At 67.5% G+C, this 14549-nt stretch carries 16 protein-coding genes; 11 read left to right on the plus strand and 5 right to left on the minus strand.

Going from position 1 to position 14549, the window contains the following annotated elements:
• Position 1 precedes the first annotated feature (1 nt).
• From ACH427_RS21140 to ACH427_RS21150, 3 genes are all read right to left on the minus strand, one after another.
• The gene (locus tag ACH427_RS21140; RefSeq protein ID WP_398871241.1) at positions 2-316 is read right to left on the minus strand and encodes a hypothetical protein; all 315 of its coding nucleotides are present in this window, start codon (positions 314-316) and stop codon (positions 2-4) included.
• A 79-nt stretch (positions 317-395) separates the two neighbouring features.
• Positions 396-1202, minus strand: a complete 807-nt coding sequence (locus tag ACH427_RS21145) for a hypothetical protein (protein ID WP_398871243.1) — start codon at positions 1200-1202, stop codon at positions 396-398.
• Between the two features lie 43 nt (positions 1203-1245).
• Positions 1246-1518, minus strand: a complete 273-nt coding sequence (locus ACH427_RS21150; protein WP_398871245.1) for a hypothetical protein — start codon at positions 1516-1518, stop codon at positions 1246-1248.
• A gap of 1371 nt (positions 1519-2889) precedes the next feature.
• On the opposite strand from ACH427_RS21150, the gene ACH427_RS21155 reads away from it, so the two are divergent.
• Positions 2890-3774, plus strand: coding sequence for a hypothetical protein (locus ACH427_RS21155; protein WP_398871248.1), 885 nt, complete (start codon positions 2890-2892; stop codon positions 3772-3774).
• 48 nt (positions 3775-3822) lie between these two features.
• Here ACH427_RS21155 and ACH427_RS21160 read toward each other — a convergent pair whose 3' ends face one another.
• Together ACH427_RS21160 and ACH427_RS21165 are read right to left on the minus strand one after the other, a co-directional pair.
• Entirely contained in the window at positions 3823-4647 is an 825-nt protein-coding gene (locus ACH427_RS21160; RefSeq protein ID WP_398871250.1) for a hypothetical protein, read from the minus strand.
• Between the two features lie 35 nt (positions 4648-4682).
• Positions 4683-5687, minus strand: coding sequence for a hypothetical protein (locus tag ACH427_RS21165; RefSeq protein ID WP_398871252.1), 1005 nt, complete (start codon positions 5685-5687; stop codon positions 4683-4685).
• Positions 5688-6403: 716 nt separating this feature from the next.
• Between ACH427_RS21165 and ACH427_RS21170 the strand changes: the two genes are divergently transcribed.
• From ACH427_RS21170 to ACH427_RS21215, 10 genes are all read left to right on the plus strand, one after another.
• A complete protein-coding gene (locus ACH427_RS21170) occupies positions 6404-6856 on the plus strand; it encodes a hypothetical protein (protein ID WP_398871254.1) in 453 nt (150 codons plus the stop codon).
• A 16-nt stretch (positions 6857-6872) separates the two neighbouring features.
• Positions 6873-8534: a terminase gene (locus ACH427_RS21175; RefSeq protein ID WP_398871255.1), complete on the plus strand. Its 1662-nt coding sequence runs from the start codon at positions 6873-6875 to the stop codon at positions 8532-8534.
• A 34-nt stretch (positions 8535-8568) separates the two neighbouring features.
• Positions 8569-9996 carry a phage portal protein gene (locus ACH427_RS21180; RefSeq protein ID WP_398871257.1) on the plus strand — a complete coding sequence of 476 codons (1428 nt, stop codon included), beginning with the start codon at positions 8569-8571 and terminating at the stop codon, positions 9994-9996.
• Complete coding sequence (locus tag ACH427_RS21185) at positions 9993-11120, plus strand: hypothetical protein (RefSeq protein ID WP_398871259.1); 1128 nt, start codon at positions 9993-9995, stop codon at positions 11118-11120. The genes ACH427_RS21180 and ACH427_RS21185 overlap by 4 nt, the downstream gene beginning before the upstream one ends.
• A gap of 3 nt (positions 11121-11123) precedes the next feature.
• Positions 11124-11624, plus strand: coding sequence for a hypothetical protein (locus tag ACH427_RS21190; RefSeq protein WP_398871261.1), 501 nt, complete (start codon positions 11124-11126; stop codon positions 11622-11624).
• 79 nt (positions 11625-11703) lie between these two features.
• Positions 11704-12765, plus strand: coding sequence for a hypothetical protein (locus ACH427_RS21195; RefSeq protein WP_398871263.1), 1062 nt, complete (start codon positions 11704-11706; stop codon positions 12763-12765).
• A 75-nt stretch (positions 12766-12840) separates the two neighbouring features.
• Positions 12841-13296 (plus strand): hypothetical protein, encoded by a 456-nt coding sequence (locus tag ACH427_RS21200; RefSeq protein ID WP_398871265.1) that lies wholly within the window; start codon positions 12841-12843, stop codon positions 13294-13296.
• The gene (locus ACH427_RS21205; RefSeq protein WP_398871267.1) at positions 13293-13628 is read left to right on the plus strand and encodes a phage head-tail adapter protein; all 336 of its coding nucleotides are present in this window, start codon (positions 13293-13295) and stop codon (positions 13626-13628) included. The genes ACH427_RS21200 and ACH427_RS21205 overlap by 4 nt, the downstream gene beginning before the upstream one ends.
• Complete coding sequence (locus tag ACH427_RS21210) at positions 13628-14011, plus strand: DUF5403 family protein (RefSeq protein WP_398871269.1); 384 nt, start codon at positions 13628-13630, stop codon at positions 14009-14011. The genes ACH427_RS21205 and ACH427_RS21210 overlap by 1 nt, the downstream gene beginning before the upstream one ends.
• Complete coding sequence (locus ACH427_RS21215) at positions 14011-14508, plus strand: hypothetical protein (protein ID WP_398871271.1); 498 nt, start codon at positions 14011-14013, stop codon at positions 14506-14508. Before ACH427_RS21210 ends, ACH427_RS21215 begins: the two co-directional genes overlap by 1 nt.
• The last annotated feature ends 41 nt before the right edge of the window (positions 14509-14549 follow it).

Raw genomic sequence — 14549 nt, forward strand, 5'->3', positions numbered from 1 at the left:
TCTACAGGCAAAGGAGTGGCGGGGTGATCAGGGAGAGCTCGGCTTCGACTTCCTGTACGGCGATGCCGTGGGGCTCCCAGACACCGCACTCGGGGTCGCCCTCACACGGGCAGTCGCGGCGGGAGGTCTCGGCGAGCGCCTCGGCGCCGAGGCGGGCGAAGTTCAGGGCGTCGCCCTCGCTGTCGAAGCGGGTCTCCTCGCGGTGGTCATGGGTGACGACGTACTGACGACCGTCCTGTTGGATCTCCCACAGACCGAGGAAGTCTCCGACCTCGTTCCAGACGCGCACCTCGTAGGGACGGGTGGCGGTACGCATGGGTCCTCGCATTCGCAGGGGGAAGCCACCCCTCCCCGCGATGGGGGTGGACAGGGAGGGGTGGCGGTTCAGGGGAGGGTCAGGCCGGCATGAGGGCGAGCTGACCGGGGATCTCGTTGCGCATGAAGTCGCGCCCGAGGTTCAGGAAGTGCTCACCGCGACCGTGGTCGTACGCGTCACGCACGCCGCCCCAGTCCGCGTAGCCATCCGGCTCGTTGTCGGACAGGTCCCAGAGCTGCTCGGAAGCGTGCTCGACGATGCTCTTGTGGTCCGCTTCGGTGTCGTACGGGTAGTGCAACGCGATGTCCGCAAGGGCCTCGTCGAGGTTCTTCTCGAACACCTCGCGGCGCTGGTCCTCGTAGTCGTCCTCGTAGAGGAACGGGTGCTCGTGCTTGACGAACTCCGCCAAGGCGACGGCCTCACGGAAGGCTGCCGTGTAGGTGCGGCGCCCCTGGCAGTCGCCCTCGCACTCGGCGCCGTAGCACTCGTCCTCGTACGGGTCGCAGCCCGGCTTGCAGTCGTCGGTGTGCGTGCCAAGGCAGTCCAGGGGACAGATCCCCTCATAGACCTGGACGAAGAGCTGGGCGACATCCCAGGCGCTTGATCCCCCTCCGCACTCATAGACCTGCTCGTCGGAGACCTCGGTGTCTTCGCGGCCCTCATCGGCGGTGGCCCGTATCAGGTCGCGAGCCACCTCGAAGTTGCTCTTGTCGCCGATCCATCCGGTGGCGTCCTGACGCCACCAGAACATCTCTACGTGCGTCGGGAGGTCATCGTGGGAGGACCGGCCGGTGTACCAGGAGGGCCAGGCACGGTGGTCCTCTTCGAGTCGGGCCGCGTACTTGGCCAGCGTCTCGTCCGGTGGCGTGTCGAATGCGTGTCGCATGAACATCCTCGCAGCTAGATACACTATTTCAAATGGACCGGCGTCAGACGCGCAGCGACAGCCCGAGCTCCAGGGCGCGACGCGCCGACAGCATCTCCACCGCGTCGCGCAGCACCTCGTTCTCGATCGCCGTTTCAAGGGACAGGCTCACGAGCTCCAGCTCGATGCCCTTGCGGACGGCAAGCTCCGCGTTCGCCGCGTCGAGCTCTCGCGCCAGCATCCAGACGCGCTCCTGGAGGTTCTGGAGCTGGGCCTCGGCAGCCAGGCCGGTCGCCAGGTCGGACGCCTTCGCCAGGGACACACCAGCGACGTTCATGTTTTCTCCATTCGGGTTGCGGCGGACACAGCCCGCCTTGCAGGCCGCCTCACCGAACGGCAAGGCGGTAGATCACGATCACGAGCGCAGTTCAACTATTACAAACGCGTCGCGATCATGGCGCCTCCCGGCGGCTTTGCACCTACGCCCCATGGCGTCCGGGAGGCTCGGCCCACGAGGGACCGAATGTTCAATGTGAGCGATTGATGGGTGAGGCTCACTCGCGCCTCGTCTCACCGTCCACCCTCACGCCGTACCGCGATCCGCTCACCTCGTTTCCGAGGTTCCCGATCCGTTTCCGGCCGTCCGATGGACGGTGAGCCCTGACACACGCCAGTCACATTCCTGCCGACCGATCCATCCGACCTCCTGTCCACCGATCCGCAGGGCATCCTGCGTAACGGCACAGCGAGTTGAGCCAGTTGAATACGGCGCCCGACTGCTACCGGCTGGATAGACCGGTACGGGCAGCGTTCCTTACACCTGGGTGGCTGTACCCGAAGGGGTTCTCGGTGCCGTCCGATCGCGCTCCCATCAAGCGGCAGGATGCCCTACCTACGTTCGCGTTCACTTCCGGGCCGTGGTCGCCCTTCCTTCACCCCCGACGCCTGCCTCACGGCGGTATCGGGACGGTGGTCGTGCTGCCCATGCTGCGGCATGTAGGCCAGCAGGCAGGGAGTTCGAGTGCCTGCCCGGTGGGCCGGGCGGCTGTGGCTCCGACCCTAGCGGATCTTCACCGTTCGGTTCAACTCTATCAATCGCACTGAACCTCCCGCCTACCCCGCCATCCGGCGGCGCCGCTCATGCGACCCGTTCTCAGTGGCTGGTGTGGCGTTGGCTCCGACTCTAGCGAGTCCAAGCCGTTGGTTCAACTCTTGCAATCGCTTCGAGTGACCGTCCCCGCCCTGGTCTGCCCGCCTTGCGGCTGGCGTCCCGTTGCGGCGACAGGCAGAAAGCTAGCCCATCAGGTTCAACTCTTGCAAACGCAGGGTCGAAAGCGCAGGTCAGAGGCTGTTTTGCGGGCGTTCCGGGGTACTGCCTTGGGGGGTGCGGGGGGTGTGCGTGGTGCAGGCATACGCGTACGTGCGCGACCCCCCGGCGCAGGGGTGGGGGATGACCCCCGGTACGCATGCGCGCGGACCGCCCTGTCATAGCAGCTCGGATTCCGCCACAGTTCCAGGGTCGACGAGCGGGCAACAATATGCCGCTGAGCAGGATAAACGCCGATGTCAGGGTGCGCAGAACGGCCCCATCACCCCGCTGGCTGAATGTACGCGAACCCCTCCTCGGCGCCCTCGCGCGAGGGCAGAATGCTAAGAGCCCCGGCGGGGCCAGTGGCCCCACGCGACCCCCAGCTCTAGAAGGTGCCGTTTGTCGATCAACCAGGACAGGGCCAGCGTTGAAGCCCACGCTCAGTGGCTGTTAGGGCTGCTCGATCTGAAGAAGGTCACCAAGCCCCAGCGGGTCGACAGGCGCACCGGACGCGAGCGCCTCGACGCCTACCGCATGCCGCTGTCCCACTTCAGCGACGCCATCCCCTTCAGCAGTGATGCCGCCTTGAGCTGGCGTGATGACGAGCGCGGTGATCAGCCCGACGTATTCACCATCGCCACGCCGGCCGATGTAGACCGTCGGCTCAACATCGCGACCGTGCAACGCTGCGACGATCCCGGCACGGAGGATCACGGCCGGATGCTGGTTCGTCGTCTCCGCTTCGTGAAACGGCCCATTGCGCCGGCCGTCCGTCCCGCTCGCTACACCATCGAGGTGGCCACGCTGGCGGTGACCGACGAGGCTCGCGGTCTTGCCGAGACCACGGTCAGCTACTTCGGGACCGACGGCGCCCCCGGGGGGCGATTCACGGACCTGCTGAGCGGGGACCCCGCCGACGCGAAAGCGACGACGCTGCTACGGATCGCCCTCGGGTTGCAGTTCATGCGCCACTACGACTGGCACGTGCGGATTCGGGGCCCGAAAGGCACCGGGCTCCTCATTCCAGCGACGGCGGCCGGTTGCCGGGCCCTGCTCAAGGAGCGCGACGTCGCCGACGGCGAGACCCGCCGGGCTGCACTCCTGCACCTGGTCGCGGAGCACCAGCGCCGCAAGCCGTCCGCCCCGCGCGACACGGCCGACCCGGCCGACTTGGCTTGGGTGCGTGAGCACAGCCGCGGCCGACGGCAGTTCACGTGGAATGGGATGCAGGGCGAAGTGCTGCCCGCCCAAGACGTGATCGACAGACTTTCTGTGAAGGCTTGATTCCAGCGGGGCCCTGCACTCACACAGGACCCCGCTGGAGGAGGCGCGTCAGGCGACCTGTACCTCGCCGAGGTACCGGTACCCGGACCGGACGGAGCAGCCGAGGCGTTCTGCCAGCGTCGGCCCTGACACCTTGGCGCCTTCGGCCTTCATCGCGGCGACGGTTTCCTTCACCACGGTCAGCGGGACGGCCTTCCGGCTCGGACCGCTCTGCCGGCCGTTGCCGTTGCGCGGCTGCGTCGCTGCCTGCTGGGCCTCTGCCAACTCGCCGTCGACCTCGTGGGTCAGCTCGCCGTATTCATCTGCCAACTCGCTGGCGGCCTCGGTGAGCTCGTCGTACTCGTTCACGATGCCCCGACTCTTGGACACGAGCTGTCGGCCTGCCAGGTCGAGGGCCTCGGCCAGCTCGCCAGCGAAGAAGGCGGCCACCCCTTCGAGCTCGCGCATCTGCTCGATGGCCTTCTGTTCGGCGGCCGGCGTGGCTGCCATGTGGAGCATGTGTGCGACAACCAACGGTGGCACGGCGGACACGACCGCCACCAGGATGGCGGAGCTCGCCATGTAGCCGCGGTCGATCAGGTGTGCCACGACCTGAGCTGACAGTGCCAGGCCGAGGGCGGCTCCGGCGCCGATGGTGGCAGTCACGCGGCCTGGCAGGTCGAGGCGGCGGCGGGCTTCGGATATGACGGCGGCGCACGCGGCGTAGGCGGAGACGCAGACCGGCATGAGCCAGGTAACCCAGCCCTGCCATCCGGCGATCTGTGCCATCCGGATCTCGCCGGGCACGGACATGACGAGGGCGGCGACGAGGACGAACGGGCGGCCAGCGGTGAAGACGACGCGGGCGTACCAGGGCATGCGCATGGTGGACATGGGTGTCCCTTTCCGAGGGGTCGAGCGCTGGCAGATCAGACGGCGGCGAAGAAGCGCGACTTGGCGCCCGGGGCGAAGTCGCCGTTGGCACGGCGCTGCCTGATGGAGGCCAGCAGCTCGGCGGCCTCGGCAGTGACAGGAGAAGGGCCCTCGGTGGGAGCAGGGTCGACGGTGGGTTCGTCGGCGGTCAGCCGGGCAACGGCTTGTGTCATCTCGTCGGTGCACAGCTGGCAGAGCTCGCGTTCGACTCCGGCGCGGAAGGGGGCGCCGCAGGACTGGCAGGAGGCCCGGGTGGTCGGGGCCTGGATGGCGGCCTTCGGCTCGGGCTTGGCCGGGCGGTGGTTCTTCAGGCGGTACTGCACCAGCGCGGCCGGGGCGTCGATCCGCTCCGGCAGGCGGGTGGTCAGGACGGTCAGGAGCTTCAGCTCCCGGTGGCCGTCGACGAGCCACTCGGCGGCCAGCGGCGCCAGGCGAAGGATGTCGGCGGCGCCGAGGGCGAGGCGGCGGTCGTTGCTGCCGAGCTTGGCCAGGACGGCGGCGGCACGGCCGACCTCGGCGTCAGCCGGGGCGGCCTGGTCCTGCTTGTCCTGGGACTTCTCCGCCTCCTCCTCGTTGCTGGCCTCGGCCAGCTCGTTGCCGTCGTTCTTCGGCGCGGTGGGGAGGAGGTTCTTTCCCCGGTTCTTTACTCCCCTGGGAGAGTCGCCGACGTTCCGCCCCCTCGGTTCACCGACCGCCGGAATCCGGTCCATCGGAAGATCAGAGACATGGGACTGTGTGTTCCAGAAGCCGGTCTCGGGGTCCTGGGACCGGTCCCGGCGGAGGTATCCCGCTGCTTCAAGCTGGCTGAACGCCTTACTCACGGCTCGGCGCCCTTCCTCGACCTCGTCGGTCACGCTGTCCACGGTGGTCTGCGTGCCGTCCGGCAGGGACAGGAGGGTGACGAGCAGGCCGCGGGCGGTGAGCGACAGGTCCTTGTGCCTGGCGGCGGCGTTGGGGACGACCACGAAGGCGCGGTCGTGCCGGTTACGATGCACTCGCATCGAGAGATAACCCCTCTCGGTGGATGGACGGCCCCGGGTAGGTGTTCGCGCACCTGTGACCCGGGGCCGTTTACGTTCTGTCCTGCGCAACGTACGACATAGTGTCACCTGTTTGCAAGACTTGAACCTGGCGGCCCGGACCTCGGGCCCCGCGTGACCGGCGTCACCGTGAAGAGCCTTTCCGGATCGCCGCACGGTCTCCGTATATATAAGTAGAAGGCGCCGCCAATAAGGCTTTCTACTTTCTCGATTGGGCCCCTCCGGGGCCCAAAGAGGGAAGTCTCTAATCCCCTTTCCGCCGCTGCAACTACCCGTGGGTCGGCGATTGGAGGCTTATGGCTTGGTCTTCTTCAGACCGAAGGGCCCGACTTCCGGCAAACTGGCCCCAGATCAGGATTCGCATCCTCAGGCGTGACCGGCATAGATGCACAGCCAGAGACCAGTACGGCGCGCAATGCCCCGAGCCTGCTACGGATGTTGACCACATACAACCCGGTGACGACCATCGAGAGGCCAACCTGACATCCCTTTGCGGGTGGCATCACCGGGTTAAGAGCTCCAGGGAAGGAGCGGCGGCCCAAGCTGCCGCGCGCCGACGAGCCCGACGCAGGTTCCTCCGGACAGAACAGCACCCGGGCCTGCTTTGACCGCGCAGAGCTCCGGGCATGTCCCGTCGAGCCGCGCCGGCCCCCGAGGACCCCGTCCCTCGGGGGCCCATGACCTGGAAGGAGGTGGTCGAGATCCCTGGCCCCGTACCTAACCGCGAGGCAGATCTCGCCCGCCCCCGAGAACGCAAGGGTAGCGATGTCCAGCCCGTCACCAAGGGCACGCTGCGCGAAGTCAAAGTGCCGAATGCGGACCGCGACTGGCATCCGATCGCTCGCCGACTGTGGGCTTCCCTGAAAACCAGCGGGCAGGCCGACTTCTACCAGAACAGCGATTGGGCTCTCGCCTATTCGCTGTGCGAGGACCTGAGCTACTACAAGAAGAGCGGCAAGCGAAGCGGTCAAATGCTCCAGACCATCTACTCCGCCTTCGAGCGGCTCCTCGTGGCTGAGGGTGACCGGCGGCGTGTGCGCATCGAGCTGCACGAGCCGGAGCCGCAGGAACAGTCCGCGGCCGTACTCGCCATTGCCGACTACAAGAAGGATCTCGGCCTCGAAGCCTGATCTCGGGGGGTGAGCAGTGGCGAAGACCGCACCCCTCACCCTCGACGAGATCGAGGCCCTGGAGCCGGAGTTCCACGGACCGACCTGGCAGAAAGACGCCTCCGGGCAGTGGGCGCTTCCCAAGCGCACCCTCGGCTGGCAGATCGCTGGGTGGTGCGCCGAGTACCTGAACAGCGAAGGCTCCACCGACGACCAGCCGGCCCCCTGGAAGTTCACCCGCGAACAGCTCCGCTTCCTCTTGTGGTGGTACGCCATCGACGAGGACGGCGAGTTCGTATACCGGACCGGCGTCCTTCAGCGGCTCAAGGGCTGGGGCAAGGACCCCCTCCTCGCCGTCATCTCGCTCGTGGAGTTCGTTGGTCCGTCGCGCTTCTCTCACTGGGACGAGAACGGCGAGCCGGTGGCCAGGCCGCACCCGCAGGCATGGGTGCAGGTGACCGCCGTCAGCCAGGAGCAGACGACGAACACGATGGGCTACCTGCCCATCCTGATCTCAGACCGGCTCATCGCGGCCTACGACATCAAGATGGGTGCCGAGCTGATCCGCGCCGACCGGGGCCGCAAGAGGCTCCAAGCGGTGACCAGTTCGTACCGAGCAATCGAAGGAAAACGAACATCGTTTTCATTGCTCAATGAAACGCATCACTGGGTCGCCAGCAACGGCGGCCACAAGATGTACGAGACCATCGACGGCAACGCCACCAAGATGAACAGCCGCTACCTGGCCATCACCAATGCCTTCATGCCTGGTGAGGATTCGGTCGCCGAACGGCAGCGTGACGCGTACGAGAAGGTGCGCGCCGGCCTGGCGGCCGACGTAGGCGCGCTGTACGACTCGATCGAAGCGCACCCGGCCACCCCGCTGACCGCCGAGGCCCTGCGCATCGTCATCCCCAAGATCAGGGGGGACGCGATCTGGCTCAAGGTCGAGTCGATCATCAAGTCCGTCCTGAGCCTGACGATCTCGGCCGCGCGCTCCCGGCGCATGTACCTGAACCAGATCGTCGCCGAGGAAGACGCGGTCTACGGGCCGGCCGAGTGGGACGTGCTCCGCGACGACACCCTGGCGCTCGCGCCGGGTGACGAGATCACGCTCGGCTTTGACGGCGGCAAGACCGACGACGCAACTTGTCTTGTTGCACTCCGCGTCCGGGACATGGCCGCCTTCACCATCGGACTGTGGGAGAAGCCGGACGGCCCTGCTGGCGCCAACTGGCAGGTCCCCAAGGCGGCCGTCGACAGCGCCGTGCACGATGCCTTCCGGCTCTTCCAGGTGCAGGGTTTCTACGCCGACGTCGCCCTGTGGGAGTCGTACATCTCCGAGTGGTCGGACACCTACGGCGAGGACCTCGCAGTCAAGTCCCCACTCGGCAAGGACGCCATCGGCTGGGACATGCGCGGATCGCTCAAGACATCGACGCTGGCGCACGAGCGCCTGATGCGGTCCATCTTCGACCGCAAGCTCGCCCACGACGGCGATCTCAAGCTCCGCCGCCACGTGCTCAACGCGCGGCGGCGGGTGAACAACTACGGCGTGAGCTTCGGCAAGGAGTCGCGCGAAAGCCCGAAGAAGGTCGACGCCTACGCCGCGCTGATGCTCGCGCACGAGGCCCTCGTCGACCTCCGCGCCCGCGGCAAGAAGGTCCGGAAGCGGACCGGCCGCGGGTACTTCCTCTGACCGATTGACATAGTTTACCCAAGGCGGTGATGCTGTGATCCCCGCCGCCTCGCCCCTCGCGCTCGCGCGTCAGCTCCTGGCCATCCTCCACCGGGACGGCGATCGACTCGCTCAGATCGACGCCTATCTACACGGTCGGCACGCTGACCCCTACATGCCGCCGCAGGCCGACGACGAGTATCGGCTCCTGGCCCGGCGGGCGGTCTCGAACTGGATGCCACTGTTGGTCGGGACGCCCGCGCAGGCCCTGTACGTGGACGGCCACCGTCCCGGCTCGGGCACCGAGACGCCGGCCGAACCCGACTCGGCCACCCCGGAATGGACCCACTGGCAGCGCTCGCGCCTTGACGCCCGTCAGGCGGCCGTTTACCGGGGCGCACTCGCGTATGGCCACGCCTTCACCGTCACGGAGAAGAACCGGGTCGGCGACATCGTCACCAAGGGGTTGTCGGCGCTGAAGACCAGCGCCCTCTTCGAAGACCCCGCGAACGACGACACCCCGTACGCGGCCTTGACGGTGACGGCCTGGCCGCAAGACGACCAGCCGGGCTCCGCCCGGCTGTGGGACGCCCGGCGCGAGTACACCGTCACCTTCCGGTCGTTGAGCGACGAGAAGTCAGTGCGCGTGGAGGGCGGCCGGCCACATGGGGCCATGGAGTGCCCCGTGACGCGTTTCGCGGCGTACGTCGACCTGGAGGGACGCACGCTCGGCGTCATCGAGCCGATGATCGCGCTGCAAGACCGGATCAACCAGACCGTCTTCGACTTGCTCCTCGCGCAGTCCTACGGCAGCACGAAGGTCAGGACCGTCACCGGCATGGCGCCGCCGATCCAGCGCGACGCCGAGACGGGCGAGCCCGTGCTCGACGAGCTGGGCAACCCAATCCCGCTGCGGATCAACCACAACAGCAGGCGTTTTCTCTTCGCCGAGGATCCGGACGTCCGCTTCGGATCGCTGGACGAAACTCCTCTCGGGGGATTCATCGACTCGATCGACATGAGTGTCCGGCACCTTAGCGCCCTCGCGCAGGTCCCCCCTCACCACCTACTCGGGCAGATCGCCAACCTCTCGGCTGAAGCCCTTCAGGCGGCGGAGGTGGCCCTGTCGAGGAAGATCGCCGAGTTCCGCACGTCGTTCGGCGAGAGCTGGGAGAGGGTCTTCCGGTTGGCCGCCGAGCTGTCCGGCAACCTCTCCTCCTCTGAGGACTACCGCGGCGAGGTCATCTGGCGCGACATGGAGTCGCGCTCGCTCGCTCAGGCTGCGGATGCTCTCGGCAAGCTCCGCGAACAGCTCGGCATCCCCGAGCGCGGACTCTGGCGGCGCGTCCCCGGCGTCACGCAGACAGAGCTTGAGGACTGGGAGCAGATGCGCGAGGACGACGACTCGGTGGCCCAGCTCGCGGGCGCGCTCAACCGCGCGACGCCCGACGAGCAGGTGCCAGCCGAGAAGGCGGCGGCGTGACACGCCCCGCCCGGCAGGCCGAGACGGACGAGGTCAGCGCCGCGTTCCACGTGGCGCTGACTCAGATCGGCGTACAGACGACGGCCGAGGCCCTGGCCCTGTGGGAGGACGTACCGGCCGACCTGCGGGCGGCCACGGCGGGTGGCTGGCTGCGGCGGGCAATCTCGCTCGTCATGGGCCGTAGGCGCCAGGCCCGCGACTTGGCCCGTGCCTACTACCGGCTCGCGCGGGCCTTGCAGACGGGCTCAACGGTGGCCGATCCGTACCACCCAGAACCGACACACGTCACCCTCGGCGACCTCCGGCGGGAGTTCTCCGCGTTGGCCGGCACGTACGAGCCGCCCAGCCCCTCGCGTGCGCAGGAGGCCGCGACCGGCGAGCCCGGGGAAGCCTCCGACCCGCACAGCGAAGATCCGCGACCTGTGGAGAGCGACGCCCAGCCAGCCTCCGAGAAGGACAAGCGCCGGGAGCTCGACGACGGGGACGACGACTGGGAGAAGATCCTGGTCGAGGAGCTGAAGGGGCTCCGCGAGGAAGAGGAGCGCATAGAGCGCGCAGCCGAAGAAGAGCTGCGCACGGTGCTCGACGCCCTCGGCACACAGAACTTGAACCGGCGCTTGGCCGAGGTCGACGACCAGCAGTCGGCGAAGGACGCCGACGCCTCCCGGGCGGAGGCGCACCGGCAGGTCGGCGCCCGGCAGGCAGCCGCGGCCTCGCGCGTCGCGATGAACGGCGGCCGGTCCTCGACCTGGAAGCACATGCGTCGCGACCGCAGAGCCCTGGGGTACGTGCGACTGTCGCGGACCGGAACCCCGTGCGGCTGGTGCGCGATGCTCATCAGCCGGGGCCCGGTCTACAAGAGCGAGTCCTCCGCCGTCTTCGACGACGGCGACCGCTACCACGACAACTGTCACTGCTACGCGATGCCGGTCTGGAGCAGGGGTCAGTACCAGTCGAGCGAACTGACCGCGCTGTCGCGGCAGTACGAGGTCCTGTGGCCCGAGGTCACCAGGGGCCACACCGGCAAGGACGCGGTGAGCGTCTGGCGCCGGTTCATCCGCCAGAAGCAGAGAGCCGCAGCCCAGGAGGCGCGGCGCACAACGACCACGACCCCGGAGGCGTGAGACGTGCCCGAAGAGACCATCACCCCGGCCGAGGCAAGCGCGCCGACTGAGGAGCAGCCCCCGGCCGAGCAGCCGGCATCCGGCCAGCCAGTCGAGACGCCCGCCGAGGATGTACTGCCGGAGTGGGCCCGCAAGGAGCTGGCCAAGGTTCGCGGCGAAGCCGCGAACTACCGCACCCGGCTCAGGGAGGCCGAGACCCGGCTCAGCGAGGCGAAGGGCCCCGGTGAGTTCGAGGCCGCGGTCGCCGAGCTGAAGACACAGAACGCCGAGCTGGAGCGGTCGATCCTGCGGGCCTCCGTCGCCCGCAAGTACGAGCTGCCCGACGATCTCGCGGACGCCCTGCGGGGCGAGGACGAGGCCGCCCTCGTAGCGCACGCGAAGGTGCTGGCGAAGTACATCCCGGCTCCCGCCCCTCAGTCCCTGGGAGGTGGCCTGACGCCGGACGACGGCTCAGACGGAGAGATGGACCCGCGCAAGCTCGCGCGGCTTTCTCGTCGCTTTTAGTCGCTTGCAGAAACGTTCTTTCCTGCCCCCGGATCGATAGCCGACCGGGGGTTTTTATGCCCCCGGAGGTTAGCACCACTTGCCCACCGTTCAGCATCAGGTCGTAAAGCCTCAGAAGCTGGTCAATACGGCCGTGGGAATGCTTGAGCAGGAGCTCATCATTCCCAATCTCTTCACCAAGCAGGGCGTCGATCAGTTCAAGGGCGCCGAGAATGACACGATTTCCATGAAGGTGGAAGGAATTCTGCCTTTCCATGACTACGCATGGCGTAACGACCGCTCCTCGCCGATTCAGTTCGACGAGTATTCCGAGCGGACCATTGCGGTCTCCTTTGGTGGCAACGTATATTCTGCGGTCAAGCTCACCGACGAACAGTATGATTTCGACATCGATGGCTGGGCCAAGCTGCTCCGGCCACAGTCGAAGGCGATTGCCCGAGGTCTCCAGCGACGCGCGGTCAAGCTTCTGACCAGCCAGAACTACAACGTGACCATCGGCAACGCGGGCAAGAACCTGCGGTCCGCGCTCATCGAAGCGCGCCGAGTTCTCAACGCTTTCCACGCGCCACGCGAGGGCCGCTACCTGCTCGTCGGCACGGAATTCGAGTCGGCTCTCCTGACCGATCCCGCCCTGAATCTGGCTCAGAATGTGGGCGACTCGGAGGCAGAGACGGCACTTCGCACCGCAAGTATCGGCGAGCGCTTCGGGTTCCGAATCGTCGTCGACCAGACGATTCCCGCCGACGCCGCTTACGCGTTCGCCAAGTCCGGCTTCATCTTCCTGTCCGGCGCCCCCTCGGTTCCGCAGTCTGTTCCGTACGGTGCGACCACCAGCTTCGAGTCCATCGCCCTGCGCTGGGTGCGCGATTACGACTCGCTGTACATGCAGGACCGAAGCGTGGTCAACACCTACGCCGGATTCCGTTCCGTGCCGGACATTCTCGTCGGCTGGGACGAGGCGAAGGAGAAGGAAGTCATCTCCTCCGAGCAGCACTTCGTCCGCGGAATCCGACTGACCCTCGACGGCAAGTCGGACTACCCCGAGGTGGGCTCCGAGCTGGCGACCATCACCGGCGTCTCCGCCGCGAAGGTCTTCACCCCGACCGGCCCGGCGGCCGAGACCGACCCGGCCAACGCCTGATGAGCCCCGGCGGCCGTGTGTCCCTGTGACAACAGGGCGCACGGCCGCCGGGCCCTTCCCAGAAAGGAGGGCACCTTGGCGTACGCCACCCTCGACGACCTCAAGGGCCGCCTGGACTGGGACCTCGACGCCGACGAGCTGCGCATCGCGGCTGGCGCGCTCGAAGACGCCTCCACGCTCGCCGCGGCCTACGGCCGCGACTGGCCCGAGGACCGCGCCCCGCAGCTCGTGCGCACTCTGGTCCTTAAGGCGGCTGCCCGGTACATGAGCAACCCCAGCGGATACACACAGTCGCGCGCCGGGGACGAGACCCTCGCCTGGTCCGACCTCGGCCACGACGCGGGCACCGTGCACTTCACCACCGAGGAGAAGCGCCTCCTGGAAGGGCTGGCCGGCACCCGGCCCGGCCTGGTCAGCGTGGTCGTCAGCTCCTGGGACTCCACCATCCGCCCCGGTGTGGGCGGCCTTGTGCCCGTCGACTACGACGGGGCCCGGTTCCCGATGTTCTCCTCCGACCGGGGGCCCTGGTGAGCCTCCAGCGCAGACGCGGCCAGAAGGCCCGGGTCTGGAAGACGGTCGAGGTCACCGACTCCCGCGGCAACGCCGTGACCATGGCGGACCCCAGCGGCCCGGTTGAGGTCCGCGCCGCCTTCGTCCCCCAGCGCTCGGCCCGTGCCGAAGTCCCTGGCCAGCAGCAGATCAACGTGGTGCGCATGATCGTGGACGCCCACCTCGACGGCGTCTCCCTGTGGTCCCGCGTCGAGTACGCCGGCCGCCAGTGGGACATCGTCAGTCCGCCCGCTTACCACCACGGCGACAGGCGCACCAGGCACTGGAGCATCGACATCCGGGAGCGGCCCTGATGGCGAAGGTCTACCAGAGCGTCAATGGCCGGAAGATCGAAAAGGTCATCGCCGTAAATGAAGGAGTCCAGGCCGAGTTGACGGCCCGCGCCTTCGAGATCGCAGTGCGCGCCGAGGAGATTCTCGTGCAGCACCGCGCGGACGGTCACGCCGAAATCGACGTCGAAGCGGGTGACAACAACAGGTACGTCATTCTCTCCGACGATCGCGGCCAGAAGGCCGCCCTGTCCATCGAGTACGGTCGCGCCGAGTCCGTCATTGTCCGCGAGGACAAGCACGGTAAGAAGTACCTGGACGTGCTTCCGGCAATGGACGGCCTCTACATCCTTGCCACCGCCTCGAATCTGCCCAAGAAGCGGAAGGGCAAGGTGAAGCTCGACTAGTGGCTGGCATACCCGATCACATCAAGGCGCTGGCCGAACTTTCGCCCGTCGAAGACCTGCTCCTCGCGATTCTCCGCAAGGGTCTTCCGGGCGTCCGTGTGAAGTCCCTCATCGACCGGCACGAGCGGTTCCCGCTGGTTCTGGTCCGCCGTGACCCCACCTTCGGGCAGTGGGCGGCTGATACGCGCTTCACCGACGCGGCTCGCGTCACGGTGAATTGCTTCGCCTCAGACCCCAACGGCGACGAGGACGCGGCGATTTTGTCCGAGGCCGTGCGCGTGGTTTTGCGGGACTCGTGGCTCAACCACGAAGTCATCCCAGGTCGGGGTCACATCACCCGCGTAGACATGAACTCCTCGCCACGCCGGGCGAGCGACTGGCAGAGCGCGACCGGCCCCGTGCAGTACGCGGACCTTCCGACCGGCGTGTGGCGCTACGAGTCGGTGTACGACATCCAGATCCGCAAGCCGCGGACGCGCCCCTTCCCCCTCCCGTAATTCATCCCGCACGCACCCCAATTCGCCTCTGGCGGCGGTTG

This window comes from Streptomyces sp. NPDC020379 (genome assembly GCF_044387105.1).
Lineage (GTDB): Bacteria > Actinomycetota > Actinomycetes > Streptomycetales > Streptomycetaceae > Streptomyces.